This is a genomic window from Lyngbya aestuarii BL J, assembly GCF_000478195.2.
Lineage (GTDB): Bacteria > Cyanobacteriota > Cyanobacteriia > Cyanobacteriales > Microcoleaceae > Capilliphycus > Capilliphycus aestuarii.
Window position 1 is genome coordinate 47,217 of sequence record NZ_AUZM01000012.1, and the last position, 16,475, is coordinate 63,691.

15 protein-coding genes and 1 pseudogene are annotated in these 16,475 nt (G+C 43.4%); 3 read left to right on the forward strand and 13 right to left on the reverse strand.

Going from position 1 to position 16,475, the window contains the following annotated elements:
- Positions 1-133 precede the first annotated feature (133 nt).
- A complete protein-coding gene (locus M595_RS07480; RefSeq protein ID WP_023065548.1) occupies positions 134-727 on the forward strand; it encodes a phycobiliprotein lyase in 594 nt (197 codons plus the stop codon).
- 543 nt (positions 728-1,270) lie between these two features.
- Positions 1,271-2,032 (forward strand): phycobilisome rod-core linker polypeptide, encoded by a 762-nt coding sequence (locus M595_RS07485; RefSeq protein ID WP_023065547.1) that lies wholly within the window; start codon positions 1,271-1,273, stop codon positions 2,030-2,032.
- Positions 2,033-2,199: 167 nt separating this feature from the next.
- Here the strand turns inward: M595_RS07485 and M595_RS07490 are convergent, their stop codons facing one another.
- From M595_RS07490 to M595_RS07515, 6 genes are all read right to left on the reverse strand, one after another.
- Complete coding sequence (locus tag M595_RS07490; protein ID WP_023065528.1) at positions 2,200-2,799, reverse strand: TerD family protein; 600 nt, start codon at positions 2,797-2,799, stop codon at positions 2,200-2,202.
- Between the two features lie 143 nt (positions 2,800-2,942).
- Positions 2,943-3,512: a TerD family protein gene (locus tag M595_RS07495; protein ID WP_023065503.1), complete on the reverse strand. Its 570-nt coding sequence runs from the start codon at positions 3,510-3,512 to the stop codon at positions 2,943-2,945.
- A gap of 44 nt (positions 3,513-3,556) precedes the next feature.
- Positions 3,557-4,126 (reverse strand): TerD family protein, encoded by a 570-nt coding sequence (locus M595_RS07500; protein WP_023065565.1) that lies wholly within the window; start codon positions 4,124-4,126, stop codon positions 3,557-3,559.
- Between the two features lie 302 nt (positions 4,127-4,428).
- A complete protein-coding gene (gene def, locus M595_RS07505) occupies positions 4,429-4,956 on the reverse strand; it encodes a peptide deformylase (protein ID WP_023065505.1) in 528 nt (175 codons plus the stop codon).
- A gap of 5 nt (positions 4,957-4,961) precedes the next feature.
- Positions 4,962-6,230, reverse strand: a complete 1,269-nt coding sequence (locus M595_RS07510) for an HhoA/HhoB/HtrA family serine endopeptidase (protein WP_040483747.1) — start codon at positions 6,228-6,230, stop codon at positions 4,962-4,964.
- Between the two features lie 15 nt (positions 6,231-6,245).
- Complete coding sequence (locus M595_RS07515) at positions 6,246-6,467, reverse strand: hypothetical protein (RefSeq protein ID WP_023065537.1); 222 nt, start codon at positions 6,465-6,467, stop codon at positions 6,246-6,248.
- Positions 6,468-6,697: 230 nt separating this feature from the next.
- Here M595_RS07515 and dnaA point away from each other — a divergent pair.
- Positions 6,698-8,057 (forward strand): annotated as a pseudogene (gene dnaA / locus M595_RS07520) (chromosomal replication initiator protein DnaA).
- Positions 8,058-8,444: 387 nt separating this feature from the next.
- Here the strand turns inward: dnaA and M595_RS07525 are convergent.
- From M595_RS07525 to hemB, 7 genes are all read right to left on the reverse strand, one after another.
- Complete coding sequence (locus tag M595_RS07525) at positions 8,445-9,434, reverse strand: hypothetical protein (protein ID WP_023065556.1); 990 nt, start codon at positions 9,432-9,434, stop codon at positions 8,445-8,447.
- 362 nt (positions 9,435-9,796) lie between these two features.
- On the reverse strand, positions 9,797-9,979 hold the full coding sequence (locus tag M595_RS07530; protein WP_023065568.1) for a hypothetical protein: 183 nt from the start codon (positions 9,977-9,979) through the stop codon (positions 9,797-9,799).
- Positions 9,980-10,132: 153 nt separating this feature from the next.
- Entirely contained in the window at positions 10,133-11,578 is a 1,446-nt protein-coding gene (gene cysS, locus M595_RS07535; RefSeq protein ID WP_023065566.1) for a cysteine--tRNA ligase, read from the reverse strand.
- A 63-nt stretch (positions 11,579-11,641) separates the two neighbouring features.
- Positions 11,642-12,007, reverse strand: a complete 366-nt coding sequence (hisI, locus tag M595_RS07540; protein WP_023065512.1) for a phosphoribosyl-AMP cyclohydrolase — start codon at positions 12,005-12,007, stop codon at positions 11,642-11,644.
- Between the two features lie 49 nt (positions 12,008-12,056).
- Positions 12,057-12,488: a SufE family protein gene (locus tag M595_RS07545; protein ID WP_023065509.1), complete on the reverse strand. Its 432-nt coding sequence runs from the start codon at positions 12,486-12,488 to the stop codon at positions 12,057-12,059.
- A gap of 116 nt (positions 12,489-12,604) precedes the next feature.
- Positions 12,605-15,223 carry a bifunctional diguanylate cyclase/phosphodiesterase gene (locus tag M595_RS07550; protein ID WP_023065555.1) on the reverse strand — a complete coding sequence of 873 codons (2,619 nt, stop codon included), beginning with the start codon at positions 15,221-15,223 and terminating at the stop codon, positions 12,605-12,607.
- Positions 15,224-15,457: 234 nt separating this feature from the next.
- Positions 15,458-16,453 carry a porphobilinogen synthase gene (hemB, locus tag M595_RS07555; RefSeq protein WP_023065558.1) on the reverse strand — a complete coding sequence of 332 codons (996 nt, stop codon included), beginning with the start codon at positions 16,451-16,453 and terminating at the stop codon, positions 15,458-15,460.
- Between the last annotated feature and the right edge of the window lie 22 nt (positions 16,454-16,475).

Sequence of the window (16,475 nt, forward strand, 5' to 3'; positions counted from 1 at the left end):
ACAACTGCTTGACAATCTGTCCATTATGCACAATTTGTCACTAATATTGTTTGCAAAACTTTATGTATGAGCTTGTACAGCTTTATCATAGAAAAGGTATCAGCCTAAAAAATCAATCAAAGGGACTATCTGCATGGATGCAATGCAATTCTTTCGACAGAGTGCCGGACAGTGGCAGTCACTACGAACTACTCATCATCTCGCCTTTAGACAAGCCGAAAAAGGCAATTCTAAAATTAACGTTGAAGCCCTCGATGCCGATGATCCCAAAGTGATCGAAATCTGCAAAATGCACGAAGTTGATCCAGCGATCGCCGCAGGCGGTGCTTATGTCACTTGGAATGGAGAGATGGCTTGGGATAAAGAAGATGAAAATCACTCCGGTTCGACGGTTTTCGCAATTGTTCCTGATGCGGATAACCCCCGTAAAGGCCGAATGTTGAGAGAACGGGGTTATGCGGAAATTGTTCCGGTGGTCGGACAGTTTGAGATGGATGAAGATGATGCTTTAATCTTGGTAACTGAATATGAAACCATGAGTTCAATTGAACGCTTTTGGTTTGCCAGTCCAAATGTGAGAATGCGAACCAGTGCCGTCAAACGGTTTGGTGGGTTTAATACTTCTACATTCTGTACAGAAATTCGCCTTGAGGAGACTGATTCAAGCGCTGCTTCTGAGTCTGAAAATACAGAAAATACAGCCTTTTATTCTACTTTGGGTTGGTAATTGACAGTTGACCATCAATAGTGGTCTGTGAACCATCAATAGTAAACGTAGGGGCGGGTTATAACAAAATCTATAGTTTCTCAAAAACAACTTATATAAACCTGCCCTTACAGTTTTTTCTCTGATTTGTCCTCAAATTTTTATCTTAACGTTGACATTAATTAATATTTCGGGGTTGGCGTCGAATACCTATTTTTGTGGGGTGATAACCGACTAAAATAACCTCACCTTTCAAACTTTTATCTATTGAAACGGTCTTAATTTTTCCGTGATTAATCTCATTCTGTCAAGTCGCTATTTTGCAGTATATTTTGTCTTCCAATTCCAAATTCTAGGGAGATAGAACAAAGAAATATCAATACTGGGATTTGTCCCGTAATATTACAGATTGTTGCATTTCTTCACAAAAATGAGACGTAAACCCCGTGATCCCCTAATCTGAAGGATGGTATAGTGATGCCAATATAATCCCTTGTGATCAAGGGAAGGCTTAACAGCCACATGAAGTTATCAACGTTAACTTTGAGATTAAGGAGATTTTAAGTGGCGCTTCCTTTATTAGACTACACACCCGTCAGCCAAAATGTACGGGTTGCCGGATACGAAGTCGGGGGTGATGAGCAACCCAGAATCTATTCGTCTGAAGATTTACCCTCTGGGACTGAATGGGACGATTTAATTTGGGCGGCTTATCGCCAAATTTTCAGCGAACACCAGATGCTCAAGAGCAACCGTCAAAAGTTCTTGGAGTCTCAGCTTAAGTTTGGTCAAATTACCGTCAGAGATTTTATCCGAGGTTTAGCAACTTCTGATCCCTTCTTGCGGTTCAACTACCAAACTAACAGCAACTACCGTTTTGTGGAAATGTGTGTTCAGCGCATTTTAGGACGCGATGTTTACAGCGAACGGGAAAAAATCGCCTGGTCTATCGTTGTTGCAACCAAAGGACCTCTGGGCTTTATCAACGCCTTAGTTGATAGCGATGAATATTTAGAAAACTTCGGGTATGATAAGGTTCCCTATCAGCGTCGTCGGGTTCTCCCCCAACGCAACCAGGGATCGGCACCTTTTAACCTGAAAACTCCTCGTTATGGCGAGTACCATCGGAACCAGCTGGGTTTCCCTCAAATCATTTGGCAAACTTCTGTTCGTCGTTTTGTTCCTCAAGAGAAGCAAGTCAAAGCGGGCGATCCTTCTATGTTCTTGGGTATGGCTAAGGATGTTACTCCGGCAACTAATACTATTACCCGAGTTGCTGTCGGTGATATCAATATTGCCACGATGGTTCCCTATCGTAAGAAGTAAAGCTTTAATAATGGATTTATAGAGTCTTTTTGCTCTGTTGATCTATTGCTTTTTCTGTCGCTGTCAGGAGTTAGACTTAGGGGTTAATTGTTAAGTTCAAAACAAAAAACACTTAAGGTTTAGCACTGGACAGCGACTATTTTAAACTCTTTTACAAATTGATAGATCTACAAAAAAGTTTTGACAATACCATTGAGATCAGACTGAATAGGATTTCCTAAAGCTTTAAATCTCCACTGTCCACTATCTTTATACACTTCTCCCATCAACATTGAAATTTTGCCTTCATAGGAGGCTTCCCCAGACAAACTATAACGGGCAATTTCTATCCCCGACGCATCAACCGCCCGCACAAAGGCATTTTCAACCATTCCAAAATTTTGTTTTCTGGCGAGTCCTTCATAAATATTCACGCCTAAAACAATTCGTTCATAAGCTTCAGAAAGACTGTTGAGATAGAGCAAAATTTGTTCATCATCCCCCTGTCCTTCGCCTGTGAGGTTATCTCCAGAATGAACAACGGTTTGATCTTTAGATTCTAAATGAGCGTAATAAATAACATCTTCTTTGTAGTTTTTTAACTTACCGCTTCGGTTGAGTAAAAGGGCATATCCATCTAAATCAAAATCGACGGTTTTTCCGAGAAATCCTTCAATTAATCCTTTAGGTTTTGCCACATCCCAACCTAATCCCATTGTTAACTTCGATAAATCATATTCACTTTTATCGAGAACAATACTTTGTCCTTTTTTGAGGTTAATCGTCATTTTTTTTTTAGTATTATGTTGACCAATAAAGACTAATTAATCAGGAGAAAACTTCTTTTTTATTGACAAGTTACTCACTTTTTATTCTCGTTAGACTTCTCCTGATCTCGATCCAAATGTTCCTGAAAATCTCTCAACTGAGATCACACATACTTGTCTACAAAGCTTTGTAAACCTGTGTTATAACCTTGTCCCACGGCTTGAAATCGCCATTCTCCATCTTTTTTATAGAGTCGGCTAAATTCAACTGATGTTTCTCTCGAAAAATCCTCCTCTAGATCATAGCGAGTCACTTCTGTATCTGTTTCTCGATCATAAATCCGAATAAAAGAATTACGAATCTGTCCGAAATTTTGGCGGCGCTGATCAGCTTCGTGAATTGTCACTACAAAAATTAATTCTTGAATGGTAGGATTAATTTGAGTTAAATCAATTTCAATGGTTTCATCATCTCCACTTCCTTCCCCAGTACGACTATCTCCTAAATGTTTAACAGCCCGATCTGGAGACAGTAAATTGTTGTAAAAAACAAAGTATTCATCCTGGGGAATTTTGCCATCTTCACCTAACATAAAGACAGAAGCATCCAAGTCAAAGGCAGCCCCGGTATCGGTCAAGTTAGCATCCCATCCTAACCCCACTGCTGCTTTTCTCAGTCCAGGTGCTTCTTTAGCGAGGTTAATTCGTTCTCCCTTTTTGATATTAATTGACATAGTTATAACTCAATCTTAACCCTCAACTTAAAACTCTATAATTATCATGCGTACTGAGTAACAAAACTCTCTAAATCACTATTATACCCCTGTCCAACTGCTTTAAATTGCCATTCATTTCCGGCTTTAGACAGACGACCTATTTCTATGGCTGTTTCTCGGGCAAAGTCTTCTTCTAACTCATAGCGAGTGATTTCGGTTTGAGTCGCTTCATCGTAAATACGGATGAAGGAATTTCTGACTTGTCCGAAATTTTGACGACGGGCTTCGGCTTGAAATATCGTCACAATAAACACGATTTCTTGAATAGAACCCTCGACTTTTTCTAGGTCTATTCTAATCGTTTCATCGTCTCCACCTCCTTTTCCGGTGCGGCTATCTCCCGATGACATTACCGCCCCATCAGCAGATTCTAAGTTATTGTAAAATACAAAAAACTTCTCACTCGGGATTTTACCATTTGCCGCTAACATAAACACCGAAACATCTAAATCAAATTGATCGCCCGTATCAGAAGCATTAACATCCCACCCGAGTCCAACTCCTGCTGTTTTTAAGCCGGGTGATTCTTTAGAGAGATTAATTCCTTCGCCTTTTTTTAGATTAATCGTCATTTTTTCTGACTCCACTTAATTTAAGGATAAACATTCTGTTCAATTACAATTTCCCAGCATCGGCAGAAAACACGACCTCAAGCTTTGACATCATTTTTGACCTGACAATCAACTCAAAAATGAGTCATTCCACTTAAGTATAAATCGCGGTTCTCCTGGATGCAGTCGGATCAAAACGTTCTAGTAATTGAATTTAAAATTGATCGGCAAGTTCTCTTTTAGTTTATCTCTTTTAGTTACTCTACAAGCACTTAAATTGTTATTTCGGATCAAAATATCTTAACAGATTGAATCATCAACCCCTAACGACTATACAAAGCCTGATATTCGGCTTCGCTGATCAAATCCTGTTCACTGTTGACTCGATCTAAAAAGACAATTCCTTCAAGATGGTCATATTCATGCTGAAAAATACGAGCGACAAAATCTTGAAGTTGCTGTCGCTGAAGTTGGCCGTCTCGATCGGTGTATTCCACCTCAATCGTTTGATATCGCCGAACCAATCCCCGCACTCCCGGAACACTCAGACAGCCTTCCCATCCCTTTTCTTGTGTCGTAGAGTGATCGACAATTTTGGGGTTAATCATCGCAGTAGGAGCCATCCGAGGAGCCTGGGGATAGCGACGGTTAGGACGAGAAGCCACAATCAACAGGCGATCGCTACGAGAGACTTGAGGTGCAGCGATACCCACTCCATTAGTTTTGACGACAGTGGCAATCAAATTATCGATCAGCGTTTGAAGACCCTGATCGGCAATTTCAGTAATCGGTTGAGCATGACGGCGCAACACTGGATTTCCGAGTTGAGCCACGGGTAAAATCTCAGTCATAACAATTAAAACTCAGGAGGTAAATTCCCCGTCATCACATCCAGGGTGACATTTTGTCCGTTGCGGTTGACTTCAACTTGCAGCGAACTACCAACAGTTTGATTTTGAACAATTTGTTGAACCGCTTCCGACTTCCGCACCAATTGGCTATCAATTTTTTGAATCACATCTCCGGGTTGTAGCCCCGACTGTTCAGCCGGAGAACCGGGAACAATATTGACAACCAAAACCCCTTCATCGCTAGCAATGGGAGACGTTAATTCTGGGTTGAGGCGGCGTTTTACCTCTGGAGAGAGTGTCACCATCTCAATTCCCAAATAGGCGTGTTCAGCACGACCTGTCGCGATTAACTGTTGGGCGATTTGTTGCGCTTTCTTAATCGGAATGGCAAATCCTAAGCCTTGAGCGCCGCTAATAATGGCGGTATTCATCCCGACCACTTCTCCTTCGGCGTTCAACAATGGGCCACCGGAGTTGCCTGGGTTAATGGCGGCATCTGTTTGAATAAAACCAATACGCTTATCGGGAACCCCAACATCGGTACTGGAGCGACCTGTGGCGCTAATAATTCCCACTGTGACCGAGTTATCCAAACCCAAAGGATTACCAATGGCGATCGCCCATTCTCCGGGGGCAAGCTGTTCAGAATCGCCGATGCGAACGCTCGGTAGGTTATTGGCATCAATTTTAATCACAGCGACATCTGTGACTGAATCTGTCCCCAAAACCCGACCTTCAAACAAACGACCATCTTTGAGAACGACCTGAACCGTGTCCGTATCCTCAACCACATGGCTATTGGTCAAAATATGACCTTCGGAGCTAATAATAAATCCCGATCCGGTGCCTTGTTCTGTGGGAGATTCATCAGGGAAGTCACGCGGCCCTCCAAATCCAAAAAAGTCTTCAGGAAATTGCTCATCAAAGCGATCTAATCCTCGACGTCCGATCCGTCTAGAAGCGTTAATCCGCACGACAGCAGGCCCTACCTGTTCAACCGCAGAAACAATAAAGTTAGCGTTTGCTGTTTTGGGGAGGGGAAGGGAAGGTTTTTGGGCAAACCAGGACGGTGAACTTGCTTGATCAACTTCTTTTTCTGTTTTCGGGGGAATCGGAACTTGAGTGAGCGCCTCCTGAGTGCTTTCTTTTGAGGAGAGAAGGGCTTGGTTTTCTATCCACCGTTCGCCGAGTAAAGCACCTCCTGCTCCGGTGAGCAGAAGCATAAGATAGATTATGGGTTGCTTCCAAAAAACTTTTTCCGTTGTACCACTCATCGCCAGATTGTCCGGTTAACTAATAGGATTCGTACTGGTTTCGGGTTTTCCCGAAGTTAGACCGTTTGAGCCATCATAAAGGAACAGGTGTTCAATTGCTTCTCTCAACTGTAACATTATCGATGCTGGAACAAGCAGTTTTTCCGGTTCTAGTTTTGATACATCCTCTGCTTTTAAATCGATTTGCGGGAGATTCCCAAACCTGACAATTTGAGTTTCTGCTTCTTTTGGCGGCAATTCTTGAGGGGCTGTCTGCGCTCTATTGAGATGATCGTGATGGAAAGATTCGTTAGACTTGTAATTTAGACCATTGAGGTGGATGGACGCATTTCTCGTTGAAGATGGAAGCTCTGCTCTCTATTAGGCCGGGTAGTTCACACTGGTATTTTTTGTAGGCTCGAATGTTAGCTGGTGTATGGGTCTATTGTCCCATAGTGTCTCAACTCTATTAAAATCGGAAGGAAGCCGTGGAAATTTCCCTTGAAAGTTTATGGCATCAGGTCTTAGACCGTCTCCAGGTACAACTCGGTGAGCCGACATTCGACACGTGGATCAAAACGGCGAGTGCGGAACGACTCGAAAATCATTGTTTGGTAATTCGCACGCCTAATCCTTTTGCTCGCAATTGGTTGCAAAAACACTACAAGGAAATTATCGCCGAAGCGGCGCAAGATATTTTGGGCTATCCGGTGGAAATTTACGTGACGACTGAAACACAAACAACGCTTGATCAGGCGAAATCACAACGGGTTTGGCCGTCTACTGTAGCGGAAACGCCTTCAAATCAACGCCTGAAACCGCCTAATCTTAATTCTAAATATGTGTTTTCTCGGTTTGTGGTTGGGGCAAATAGTCGTTTGGCTCATGCTGCGGCGTTGGCGGTGGCGGAGTATCCTGGACGAGAGTTTAATCCGTTGTTTTTGTGTGGTGGTGTCGGGTTGGGAAAAACCCATTTAATGCAAGCAATTGGACATTATCGGATTGAAATTAATCCTGATGCTAAGGAGATCGGAAGTTTCTACCGAAAAGTTTACAAATGATTTAATTGCGGCGATTCGTAAAGATAGTATGCAAAGTTTCCGCGATCATTATCGGGCGGCTGATGTGTTGTTGGTCGATGATATTCAGTTTATTGAAGGAAAAGAATACACTCAAGAGGAATTTTTTCATACGTTTAATACGTTGCATGAAGCGGGAAAACAAGTGGTTCTCGCGTCTGACCGTCCTCCGAATCAAATTCCTCGGTTACAAGAACGGTTGTGTTCTCGCTTTTCGATGGGGTTAGTGGCTGATATTCAACCGCCTGACTTGGAAACGCGGATGGCAATTTTGCAGAAAAAAGCCGAGTATGAAAATGTTCGTCTTTCTGAAGGGGTGGTTGAATATATTGCAACTCGTTACACGTCTAATATTCGAGAATTGGAAGGGGCATTAATTCGGGCGGTTGCTTATACTTCGATTTCGGGTTTACCGATGACAGTCGAAAGTATTGCCCCGGTTTTGAGTCCGGCTGAACAACCTCAAGAATCTTCCCCGGAAGCGGTGATTCAAATTGTTGCTGAAACGTTTAAAGTCTCTGTTGAGGATTTGAAAGGGACGTCTAGACGGCGAGAAATTAGTCTAGCCCGTCAGGTGGCAATGTATTTGATGCGACAACATACGGATTTGAGTTTGCCGAAAATTGGGGAATTATTTGGGGGAAAAGACCACACCACGGTTATGTATTCCTGTGAAAAAATTACTCAATTACGCAATAAGGATTTAGAGTTAGCCCAAACGCTCCGACAGTTAAGCGATCAAATTAATTATACCAGTCGCTATCATTAGCACCACAAAGACAGGGAACAGGCAATAGGCAACCCGCTCTTTAGTTGAATAAAAAGTCAAGCGCGTAGCCGAATTACCCCTAATACATCCTCTTCCATCTTACCGAAAATTCCCCCAATTGTCAATATGTTTGATGGCGCCGGGAGCGAACACTGGAACACCGGAACAGGGGACTCGCTCTTTAGTTGAATAAAAAGTCAAACGCGTAGCCGAATTACCCCTAATACATCCTCTTCCATCTTACCGAAAATTCCCCCAATTGTCAATATGTTTGATGGCGCCGCCAGTCGTTGTAGGGGCTGGTTTATAGTCAATCGATCATCTCCCAGAGACAAATTCTATAAACCCGCCCCAGTCGGTTTTTCTCGGGGGAAATCTTCTCAAAAACTACTGAGGAGGCTTCACTTCTAAAATTCCAGAAGTTGAAAATACTACTTCAAATTGGGCAGCCGGGTCAGTCGAGGCAGCGTCAGACTTCACTAACTCAGGAAGGGGTGTATTCTCAACGTTATTCTTTGCCACTTGAGATTTTGGTTCGTATCCGATAATCTCACCCTCGCTGTTGAGTTTCACCACATAAGCAGACTCTCCATCAACCGGCGAAGTCCAAGTGGAGTCAATTTGATTATAGAGACTCTGGCTTAACTGGGTTGTATCGACTTCTTCTGGGGCTGCTGCGGTCATTGTCTCTTCTGGGGTTGCTGTTTCGGGAGTCGATGCAGCAATTTCACTGTCTGGTGTTTCAGCAACGGGGTTAAGGGTATCCGGTTGAGTCGGTGGGGTTGCTACGGGGTCAGTCTCTACCGGGGGTTGAGTTTCCTCTACGCTGGGTGAAGAAGTTACAGCAGGTAGCCCTGATGGTGAGGTTGATGCTTCGGGGGGAGAAACGGTTGCATCGGTTGTCGGTGCGGTTGTTTCTATTTCTATTTCTGTTTCTGGGGTTAGGGTTGAAGTCGTTGAACCTGCTGTGGGATCGGTAATATCGGGTTCGCTGATTTCCATTTCAGAGTCTGGAGTGGCAATCTCACTGTCTGTCTCAGAGTCTGGGGTTGGAATGACAATCTCGCTGTCTGTCTCTGTTGTCGGTGTTACTGGAGTTTCAGTCTCTAGATCTTCGACAACAACGATAGAACTGGTATCGGTTGATGTTGGGGTGAGTGATTCTATCTCCTCACTTTGGCTGGCGATTTCTTCGGGTGAAGGACTCGCTAACAAAGAACCGACTAAGGTTGCGAATATGATGGCAACTAAAGCAACCAGTGAGGAGGTTTTAACTGCGGGAGGGAGTTCAGATGTGCCGATTGATTTCACTGGAGATAAATGACTTGAGTGTTGGGCTTCGGTCGGATTAGAGGAGGATTCATATTTTGTCTGCATACTTGATACCTCTGCGGTTCTAACATAAGAATTGGATAATATTCTTACATAAAACTGGCCCCATTCTAATCTGTTTTTGGACTGGTTTTCTGCGATTTTAATTTTTGATGTTCTGATTGTTTATCAAATCGATGATTGTTAAAGTTATCTATGATACAAATTATGGCAACATGGCGTTCGTTGCGATCGCTGTTTCCAGATCGTTAAGATGCTTATATTGAGCTAATTTCGCTCTATTACTCGGAGTCTGGCTTTCCTGAAAGTTGAAAACAATTTACCCCCAGACTCTCGATATTACAGATCAACTTTGTCTGTTTGACACCCGGCTTTGCCCAGATAACACTTTAAGGAATTATTTATTTTTAGTCTTTCCACAAACTCGCTTCGTGGGGAATGAAGTCAGTAGAAATCACAGACATCGGTAGTATCGCAATCGGAAGTAATCCCATCGACAAAGAATTTAACACGATGATGATCACCAGGCTGAGGCGATCACCCCGCTTGGACTCAATTCGATAACACTTTAACTGTTCTTGAGTATTCATGCCTCGATCCCCTTGCTGCTGTCATCTATGACTCTTTACTTAGTTTATCAATTTTTTGTAGCTTAGAATACAGAATTTAAAATCTGTTACAAAAGATACTTTTTGACAAAATAAAGAGACAGAAGTGATCACAACTGTCTCCCGATCCTCAACTCATCGATGCCAGACTGTTTCTCCCCCCGGACGATCAATTAAAGTAATTCCGGCTTCTTTTAAGCGATCGCGAATTTGATCGCCTTCGGCATAATTTTTAGCTTTGCGGGCAGCCAGACGCTGTTGAACTAAGTCTTCGATCTCCTGATCGCTTAACCCTGGTGTGGTATCTGTTGAAGTTTCTTCCGCGTCAACTTCCAACCCCAACACCGAAGCGAGTTGTACCAAAGTCCACCAGGTTTGTTGAATTTGTTTGAGGGGAGTTTCGGTTTTACCTTCGTGAGTAAGAACGTTACCTTCTTTGCGTAACTCCTTCGCCAATTCAAATAAAACCGCCAAACCCCCTGGCGTGTTAAAATCGTCATCCATTGCAGTTTGGAAGCGTTCAACGGCTTCTGAATGCAGAGCGGGCGGCTTTTCGTGATCATCCCACCCTCCCAATTTCTCGCCGTATTGAGATTTAAACAACAACCCTTCTTTTAAAGTATTCCAACCATTTTCCGCTGATGCGATCGCGTCATTCGTAAAATCTAAAGGCTTACGATAACTTGCTCCCAACACAAATAACCGAATCACCATCGGATCAACCGTTTCCAGCAATTGACGAATTGTGGTAAAATTTCCCAAAGACTTTGACATCTTTTCACCACTAACGGTCACAAACCCATTGTGCATCCAAAAACGAGCCAAGGGTTCACAGTTCGCCGCTTCTGACTGAGCAATTTCGTTTTCATGGTGAGGAAAGATTAAATCTCCACCGCCCCCGTGAATGTCAATGGTTGCGCCCAAGAGTCGCCGTACCATTGCAGAACATTCGATATGCCAACCGGGGCGCCCTTCTCCCCAAGGAGACTTCCAAGCTGGTTCTCCGGGTTTTGCGGCTTTCCAAAGGGCAAAGTCAGAGGAATGTTTCTTTTCGCCTTCAGCCCCCGAAACTCGCCCACTGGCGCCTGCTTGAAGTTGATCTTGTTTGCGCCCGGAGAGTTTACCGTATTCGGGGAATTTTTCTACATTGTAAAAAACATCGCCTTTGCTGGCGTAAGCATACCCTTTTTTTTCAAGTTGTTGAATAAGTTGATAAATTTCAGAAATATTATCAGTAGCGCGAGGATAAGCATCGGCATCTCGAATGTTTAAACGCCGGAGATCTTCAAAATAAGCTTCGATAAAGCGTTCAGAGACAGCTTCCATTGAGGAGTTTTCTTTTTTTGCCCGGTTGAGAATTTTATCGTCAATATCGGTAAAGTTTTGAACGTATTTGACGGTATATCCTATCCATTCTAAATAACGGCGAACCACATCCCAAAAAATATAAGAACGGGCATGACCCAAATGGCAATAGTCATAAACTGTGACTCCGCAGCAATACATTTTAACTTGTTGGGGTTCTAGAGGAGTAAAGGTTTCTTTTGTGCGGGTTTGGGTGTTATAAATTTTAAGATTCATTCTTTATAGTAACAAGTTAAGAGTTAACAATTAAGGTTTAAATTGAGTTCTTGAAGATAAATTTCAGTCTTTAATTTCTCTAGAAGATTTGAGCGGAACAGAATTAAAAAAACAACTTCTAACTCCGGTATGACAGGCGATATCTCCAACTTGCTCGATTTTAATTAACAATACATCTGCATCACAATCGTAGTAGAGTTCTTTCACAATTTGAATATGCCCGGATGTTGCTCCTTTGTGCCAAAGTTCAGCCCGAGAACGACTCCAATAGTGAACTTCTCCGGTTTCGAGGGTTTTTTTCAGCGCTTCGAGATTCATCCAAGCCATCATTAAAACGGTATGATCGTGATAGTCTTGGGCGATGGCTGGAATTAATCCTTGGTCGTTAAATTTTAGGGTTTCTATCCACAAATAATCTTGATTGATCATCTTTTATTCAACAAGAGCAGCCCGAGGAGGAATGAGGAGTTAAAGTCAATTAGCTTTGAGTGGCGATCGCTTTTTGCTGCATCGTTTTAAAGATGTTATAAAATCCGTTCGCGCGGGAAGGAGTGAGACTGGCTTGTAAGCCGGTTTCTTGAATAAAGTCGGGGGCTATTTTTTCGATTTCTGCACTCTCAAGCCCATTTAAACCCCGAATTAATAAGGCGACTAATCCTTTGGTGAGTTGGGAATCTGAGTCTCCTTGAAATTGTACTTTACCGTTTTCATCTAAATCGGCAATCACGTAAACTTGAGAGACACAGCCGGGAACTTTATTGTCTGGAATTTTAGCATCAGCCGGAAATTCGGACAATTTTTGAGCTAGTGTGATCAGTTGTTCGTAGCGCAGTTTATTGGAGGATGCACGTTTGAACCGTTGAACAATGCGATCGAGCGATGGCGGTAGGGGTGTTGCAGTTGATGACATGATAGGCAATAAAATAGACCTCATCTATTCTCAGTCTAACTGAAAGCGGGGACGGGGACGGTAGGAAATTGCACGAATTGTCAGAAAAAAAGATGCACTCCAGGGGTCGGGAGAGTTTAGGAACAGATAGAAGGATTAACCTTTAAACTGAAGTCAGACTGACGAAGCAATTGAGTGATTTCAATGGCGGGAACCGGGGGACAGAAGTAATAGCCTTGGGCGAGATCGCAGTGAATGGAACGTAAAAATGACAGTTGTTGAGGTGTTTCTACCCCTTCGGCAACGACTTGTAGTTTGAGTCCCTGGCCGAGTGCGACAATGGTTTGAGCGATCGCCGCATCACTAGAATTTTCCACGATATCTTGGACAAAAGAGCGGTCAATTTTCAGGGTATTCAAGGGAAAATGCTTGAGAACATTGAGGGAGGAGTAGCCTGTGCCAAAATCATCAATGGTGATGTGCAAGCCCATTTCTCGCAGTTCTTGTAAAGTTTGGATGGTAAATTCAACATCCTGCATGGCGGCACTTTCGGTAATTTCTAACTCCAAATATTGAGGATCGATTTCGGTGGCCTCGAGGGTTTGGAGAATAATTTTGATCAGTTGAGACTGATGAAATTGTCGGGCTGATAAATTAACGGCAATTCGTAGGGGAGGCAAACCTTCAGCCTGCCAAGATTGATGTTGAATACAAGCGGTTTGTAAGACCCATTGTCCAATCGGTGCAATTAAGCCAATTTCTTCAGCGAGGGGAATGAATTGGTCGGGGGGAACGAAGCCGAGTTTGGGATGTTGCCAGCGAATTAAGGCTTCTAAACCGACGATCCGGCCTGTGCTGATTTCGACTTGAGGTTGATAATAGAGTAAAAATTCTTCTTGGATTAAAGCCCGTCGTAAGTCTGCTTCTAGGGTTAATTGGTTGAGGGCTTCATGGTGCATTTCTTCGGCAAACAATTGAGAGTTGTTACGACCTAGCTTTTTGGCGCGATACATGGCGGCATCGGCGTGCTTGAGTAGGGTTTGGGCGTCTTCAGCATCATCGGGACACAGGGCGATACCTAGACTGGCGGTGACATACAGTTCTTGATTGTCGATCACGAAGGGAATACTAAGTTTATCGAGTATTTTTTGAGCAATTTTGGTGATTTCGTCGGTAGAGGCCAGATGAGGGAAAAGTAGGGTGAATTCATCTCCCCCCCAACGGGCAATGGTGTCACAGTTTCGTAAACATTGCTTGAGACGGGTGGCGACTTGCTGCAATAGCTGATCTCCAGTGGCGTGGCCGAGGGTATCGTTAATCACTTTAAAGCGATCGAGATCTAAAAAGGCGACCCCTAAAAGTTCTGGTTGTTGTTTGCTGTTGGCGAGGGCGAGGGCGAGTTGTTCGTCAAACAGGAGACGGTTGGGAAGCCGAGTCAGGGCATCGTGGCAGGCTTGATAACGTATAATGGATTCGACTCGTTTTTGAGCGATCGCCATGTATAGATGAAGGCTGATGGCAAGAGCGAGTTTGAGTTCTTGAGAACTCCAAGTCGGATTTTGGTCAAATTTTTGTTCTCGCCACACTTCAAAGGAGGCACGGGGCATTTGATGGCGTTCGTCCTGACTGTAATGACCAGCCCAGTAAATGTCGCTGTTGTAGCCGTTGCGAAAGATCGTTAGACAGCCGACTTGTTGGTGGTGAAACTGGATGGGAATCAGGGCAATTGAACGAATATTGGTTCTCTCAAACGCATTGGCGATTGTGCTGAGATGGGGATTGGCTTGTAATTGGGTGATGGTGATCACTTGATGATTTTGTTCTCCGAGATTCCAGGAGGTGGCTGGAGAATTCTGAAGTTGTTGGTAATGGTGTTGCCATTGTTCAATTGATTCTGTTTCGGGTAGTTTGGCATCGAGTTTTCCGAGGGGATGAATAAAATTTTGCCATTGAGGGATTTCTTCGAGGAAGGGTTGACAAGGTTGCTCTCCGGTGATGTACAGTTGGGCGGGGATACCTGTCGGTTCCGCTACGATGTATAATCGACCTCCTGAACCGTTGAGGGCGGCTACAGCTTCTTCTAGGACGCGCTGGCGAATTTGATTGACGGAAAGGGGACAGTGAAGCAGTTGACTGACTTGATTGATGATCGCTTCATAACGGGCTTGTTCTCGGGTGCGACGGAGAAGGTCTGACTGAGAGATGGCAATGGAGACTTGATCGACGATCAGTTGAATGATTTGGAGTTCTCGCGGTTTGTAGGGACGAGGTGTTTGATGATGAATGGCGAGTAAGCCCCAGAGGGACTTCCCGTGTAAAATTGGAGTCACCAGTGAGGCTTGTACACCCATGGCATTGAGATATTTAATATGGCAAGGATCGACCGGGGCGTAGCGAATGTCTTCTTGGGGGAGTTGTTCTCCGGTGGTTTGACTGTCAAGGTTACTGGTAATTCGGCGTTGCGTGGCGATATCTACAATAACTCGCTGTCTTGCTTTGAGAAAGAGTTGTCGATCACGATTGGGAATATCTGTTGCTGGAAACTTCAAGTTTAAGAGCGAAGGAAGACTATTTTCTTCTAGAGACTCAGCAATCACTTCACCACTACCATCGGTATCAAAGCGGTAAATTTTGACCCGATCTACCTTTAAAAAGGAACGAATTTCTTCAACTGCTGTATTGAGGATTTCTGACAATTCTAGAGATTGCCGAATCCGGTTTGTGATTTGATGCAGAAAGTATTCTTGGTGTGGCATTTATGATGTTTTTTGTCTTTAAATAAGGTTTATTTTAGGATTAATTTATTTAAAGCTGAGTTTATTTTTATATTCTATATGCTATCATTTTTTGAAATTCTGGTCAATTTCTACGCCATTTTGCTCTATTGATCACAAATACTTTATAAAAATTATTGATTCTTTATATTAAATGAGCCAAGGAGTTTTTTCTCCCCGGCTCAAAAGTTATTCTATTGTACAATAAAATCAGGTTTAGTGTAGAATTAAAGCGACTTCTTTCGCAAAATAGGTTAAAATCACATCTGCACCTGCTCGCTTCATACTGGTTAGGGTTTCTAGCATTACTTTTTTCTCATCTATCCAACCCTTTTCTCCGGCCGCCTTGATCATGGCGTATTCCCCACTAACATTATAAGCCGCAACCGGAAGGTTAGTCGTTGATCGCACTAACTGAATAATATCTAAGTAAGCCAGTGCGGGTTTAACCATCACCATATCCGCCCCTTCTGCGATATCTAATTCCACTTCAGTTAACGCTTCGCGGGCGTTGGCGGGGTTCATTTGATAGGTTTTTTTATCCCCAAACTTTGGTGCCGAATCTAAGGCATCTCGGAACGGGCCATAATAAGCCGAAGCATATTTTGCAGAATAAGCTAGGATACTGACATTTGTATATCCTGCTGCATCTAAGCCCTGACGAATCGCCCCAATTCGACCATCCATCATATCAGAAGGCGCAACAATATCAGCCCCGGCTTCGGCGTGAGAAATGGCTTGTTTGACTAAAACTTCGACGGTTTCATCGTTGAGAATTTCTCCGTCATCGCTAACAATGCCATCGTGACCTTTACTCGAAAAAGGATCAAGGGCAACATCTGTTACAATCATCATGTCGGGAAGTTCTTGTTTAATTGCCCGAACGGTGCGTTGAATCAATCCATCGGGGTTATAACTTTCAGTTCCCGCGTTATCTTTTTTGTCTTCAGCAACGAGGGGAAATAAAGCGATCGCCGGAATCCCTAAAGCATGAGCTTCTGCAACTTCCTTCAATAATAAATCTAAGGTATAACGGTAACTACCGGGCATTGAAGTTACTTCAACTTTGGTATTTTCCCCTTCCATAATAAACAGGGGATAAATTAAATCATTAACGGTGAGTTGGGTTTCACAAGTCATCCGTCGCAGGGCTTCTGTACGACGAATTCGACGGGGACGTTGAACAAGATTTAAGCGAGAGGAGTTACTCATAAGATCTCAAAAGATGCGTTAA

Excerpts from the sequence above, each read along its gene's own strand:
- M595_RS07480 (WP_023065548.1), top strand. The coding sequence starts at position 134 with ATGGATGCAATGCAATTCTTTCGACAGAGTGCCGGACAGTGGCAGTCA.
- M595_RS07490 (WP_023065528.1), bottom strand. The coding sequence starts at position 2,799 with ATGACGATTAACCTCAAAAAAGGACAAAGTATTGTTCTCGATAAAAGT.
- M595_RS07495 (WP_023065503.1), bottom strand. The coding sequence starts at position 3,512 with ATGTCAATTAATATCAAAAAGGGAGAACGAATTAACCTCGCTAAAGAA.
- M595_RS07500 (WP_023065565.1), bottom strand. The coding sequence starts at position 4,126 with ATGACGATTAATCTAAAAAAAGGCGAAGGAATTAATCTCTCTAAAGAA.
- def (WP_023065505.1), bottom strand. The coding sequence starts at position 4,956 with ATGACTGAGATTTTACCCGTGGCTCAACTCGGAAATCCAGTGTTGCGC.
- M595_RS07510 (WP_040483747.1), bottom strand. The coding sequence starts at position 6,230 with ATGAGTGGTACAACGGAAAAAGTTTTTTGGAAGCAACCCATAATCTAT.
- M595_RS07525 (WP_023065556.1), bottom strand. The coding sequence starts at position 9,434 with ATGCAGACAAAATATGAATCCTCCTCTAATCCGACCGAAGCCCAACAC.
- M595_RS07530 (WP_023065568.1), bottom strand. The coding sequence starts at position 9,979 with ATGAATACTCAAGAACAGTTAAAGTGTTATCGAATTGAGTCCAAGCGG.
- cysS (WP_023065566.1), bottom strand. The coding sequence starts at position 11,578 with ATGAATCTTAAAATTTATAACACCCAAACCCGCACAAAAGAAACCTTT.
- hisI (WP_023065512.1), bottom strand. The coding sequence starts at position 12,007 with ATGATCAATCAAGATTATTTGTGGATAGAAACCCTAAAATTTAACGAC.
- M595_RS07545 (WP_023065509.1), bottom strand. The coding sequence starts at position 12,488 with ATGTCATCAACTGCAACACCCCTACCGCCATCGCTCGATCGCATTGTT.
- M595_RS07550 (WP_023065555.1), bottom strand. The coding sequence starts at position 15,223 with ATGCCACACCAAGAATACTTTCTGCATCAAATCACAAACCGGATTCGG.
- hemB (WP_023065558.1), bottom strand. The coding sequence starts at position 16,453 with ATGAGTAACTCCTCTCGCTTAAATCTTGTTCAACGTCCCCGTCGAATT.